The organism is Mesotoga sp., assembly GCF_035363035.1.
Lineage (GTDB): Bacteria > Thermotogota > Thermotogae > Petrotogales > Kosmotogaceae > Mesotoga.
Map to the genome: position 1 here is coordinate 1 of NZ_DAOSEH010000155.1, position 2,893 is coordinate 2,893.

Here is a 2,893-nt window from a genome sequence, read left to right on the forward strand (position 1 = left end):
CCGGTACCAGTCTCTTCACCGGTCCGCCCTCTTCGTCGGACATGATGAAAGGGATCGATCCCGATCGCTCCCTTATAAAGCCGATCAGGTTCCATAGACTCGGCGGGTTCACAACGTTCCTGGCCGAAAGGTTGAAGGCCGATATACCTTCCTCGAGCAGGTCTATGAGCGAAGGACCTATTGCTCCTTTTTCTTCGTTTAAGCCAAAACCGAAAGAAAAGAAACGGCTGATTATCCCTGAATTCATACTTTTTATAAACACCACTCCAATGGACAAAGGATTTGCTTTTTATGATCGTTTATGATCTTATACTAATATTTCGATCAAAATAAACCAAACACCGAAACACACAGTAAGAACAAGAAAAAAGGCAAGAAAGACGGATAAACGTCTCTAATTGAATGAAAAACAACGGAAAGATCGATACCCGCGAAAATACGATCCGAAACCGGGAATGTGTAGAGCGTTGTGTTATCATAAAATATCGTACCGTTGGGGGAGATCAGTCAATGACCAAACTGGAAAGACACGAAAAAATATTGAAACTGATAGCCAGCAACTCGAGCATAAGCGTGAACGAGCTCTGCAAACTCGTGAACACTTCCCACGCGACGATACGCAGGGATCTGGCCGAGCTCGAGAGCGAAGGGCTTCTCGAACGCTTCCACGGTGGTGCGGTCTTGAGCAGCAAAAAAAGGTTCGAGGTCTCTTTCAGCAGGCGTATCAACCAGCACAACGTGGAAAAGCTCAAAATCGCCGCGGCGGCGCTCGAAAGAATCGAAGACGGAGAGACGATAATACTCGACGCCGGCACCACGACTCTCCAGATCGCGAAACTGCTTGTCAAAAGCGGAAAGCACGTTCAGATAATAACCAACAGCATAGCGATCGCCCAGGAAACCGCCGATTACATAGATCCAGGCGTCACGCTGCTTGGCGGGAACCTCGACTGGCACAATATGTCGACCGTCGGTCTCGTCGCGATAGAGTATCTCAGAACCGTCATGGTGGATAAGGCCTTCATAGGGGCTAACTCGGTAGATATCGAGCGTGGGGTTTTCGCAGTGGATGAATCGAGCGCTTTTCTGAACAGGGCCATGGTCGATTCTTCCAGACAGGTCTTTGTAGTCTGCGACTCGAGCAAATTTCACAGAATCGCTCCCTTCAAATCGGTGGATCTGGACGAGATCGATTGCATGATAACGGACGGCCTAATAGACAGCGAGACGGCCGGTAAGCTCTCCGGAAGGTTAAACCTGGTGATAGCGAAAGACTGACCTTCCGCTCAAACCTTTTTAAGCTGTTCTATTCTCTTCAAAAAGCCGTCGATGTTGTCTCTGAATCTTCGTATCCTCATCTCGGCGTTCTTGAGATATTCGAGGCCCGGTGTGGTTATCCTGTAAATCTTTCTGGCCGGGCCGGCCTCCTCGGTGTCCCACTCGGAGGTTATCAACCCCATCTCTTCGATGTTAGATAGCACACGGTAGAGATTTCCCATCTGACCGACGCTGAATATCGGAACCTCGAATTCCTCCAACCTGGTTGAAAGCTCGTATCCGTGGGCCGGCTTCTCGGCTATTAGCAACAGCAGATAAAGCTCGATCCAGGGCCTTCCCATACCCATTCTACTTCCCCTCATATTTCTCATCCCTCTCCTCCACGCCTGTCGAGAGCCTCAGTGGTTGTGGTGTTGTCCGTGACCCTCGGGCTCGTAATCTCTGCTTTGCAGCTTGCCGTCGAGATAGCTTTCGACTAACTCCTTCACTGTCCCTCCGGCGCCGGTTATGGCCTCAATCCCCAGTGCCTGGAAGAACTGCTTGGCCCGGGAACCCATACCGCGCGTGATTATAACGTTCGCTCCATGACTCTTAACGAAATCGGGTATCTGACCTGGCTGATGTTCTTCGAAGGGGTTGGAGACTATTTCGTGGGAGAGGATGCCACCGTTTTCCGCGACGACGAACGCGAAGTAAGGGGCGTGTCCGAAATGCTCGGATATTCTCGATTCAAGACCGGCGTTATCTGTTATGGGTATAGCTATCTTCATGTCTCTCCTCCTAAATATATTTATATTACATATATTATATCATTACACTTAGACCGTCGTACAACCCCTCCGGAGAAACAAGCGAGCCGGTATCAAGATAGAGAATCAGAGTTTGGAGATCAGAATCATCATATAGATTGTAGATACAAGCCCCACGATCGTAAGCAGAACCGATACCGCGACAAGTGCACTAGTAAGTGTCATCGCAAACACCTCCTCGAGAAATTTTATCATCACATTTGTGAAAGCTGTGATAACGACCGCCAATGTTTTATAATCTCAACTGGAGGTGGTTCTGTGAAGAGATTAGTTTTATTTTTCCTGATAATAGTTGCAGGCACACTGGCCTTCTCTACCGCCAGACTAATAATAACCCTGAAAGACGGCACCGTGATCGAATACAACATGGAGGATATCGAGAGCATACTGTACAAAGTCGAAGAGCCGAAACCACTCAACTCGATCAACATGTCTCTCGAAAAGCTGGTCTTCGCTCCCGGCGAGGAGATCAAGCTTCGTTTCTTCATCGCGACGACGCTCTCTTCAAATGCGTGGATCGGAATAGTGCCTTCCGAAATACCTCACGGAAGCGAGGCCGAAAACGACAAACACGACCTCACTTTTACATACCTGAACGGCAGGAGCGAAGGGACGCTGACCTTCAAGGCTCCCGCAAAACCCGGGGCGTACGATTTCAGGCTCCACGATACCGACAACAACGGGAAGGAACTGGACTTTCTGACCTTCGAAGTCAAATAGAGTGAATCGGGGGAGCGTCGAAAAGACCGCGCCCGATGCCGCCTCGCTCTTGAAAGAGAGTGCCGGTTATGATACAATTTTCCAGT

4 protein-coding genes and 1 pseudogene are annotated in these 2,893 nt (G+C 49.3%); 2 read left to right on the forward strand and 3 right to left on the reverse strand.

Translation table 11 applies throughout. The annotated features are described in order from the left end of the window. Positions 1–247 (reverse strand): annotated as a pseudogene (locus PKX57_RS11875) (hypothetical protein); the annotation flags it as partial. Positions 248–510: 263 nt separating this feature from the next. On the opposite strand from PKX57_RS11875, the gene PKX57_RS11880 reads away from it, so the two are divergent. Further along, positions 511–1,278: a DeoR/GlpR family DNA-binding transcription regulator gene (locus PKX57_RS11880; RefSeq protein WP_472417519.1), complete on the forward strand. Its 768-nt coding sequence runs from the start codon at positions 511–513 to the stop codon at positions 1,276–1,278. Positions 1,279–1,286: 8 nt separating this feature from the next. Here the strand turns inward: PKX57_RS11880 and PKX57_RS11885 are convergent, their stop codons facing one another. Further along, on the reverse strand, positions 1,287–1,649 hold the full coding sequence (locus PKX57_RS11885) for a PadR family transcriptional regulator (protein WP_169698895.1): 363 nt from the start codon (positions 1,647–1,649) through the stop codon (positions 1,287–1,289). Positions 1,650–1,676: 27 nt separating this feature from the next. After that, positions 1,677–2,048: a NifB/NifX family molybdenum-iron cluster-binding protein gene (locus PKX57_RS11890; RefSeq protein ID WP_472417521.1), complete on the reverse strand. Its 372-nt coding sequence runs from the start codon at positions 2,046–2,048 to the stop codon at positions 1,677–1,679. Positions 2,049–2,345: 297 nt separating this feature from the next. Between PKX57_RS11890 and PKX57_RS11895 the strand changes: the two genes are divergently transcribed. Beyond that, positions 2,346–2,807: a hypothetical protein gene (locus PKX57_RS11895; RefSeq protein WP_214048368.1), complete on the forward strand. Its 462-nt coding sequence runs from the start codon at positions 2,346–2,348 to the stop codon at positions 2,805–2,807. Positions 2,808–2,893: the final 86 nt, after the last annotated feature.

Bases quoted from the DNA above. Each gene is read 5' to 3' on its own strand.
- PKX57_RS11880 (WP_472417519.1), top strand. From the start codon at position 511: ATGACCAAACTGGAAAGACACGAAAAAATATTGAAACTGATAGCCAGC.
- PKX57_RS11885 (WP_169698895.1), bottom strand. From the start codon at position 1,649: ATGAGAAATATGAGGGGAAGTAGAATGGGTATGGGAAGGCCCTGGATC.
- PKX57_RS11890 (WP_472417521.1), bottom strand. From the start codon at position 2,048: ATGAAGATAGCTATACCCATAACAGATAACGCCGGTCTTGAATCGAGA.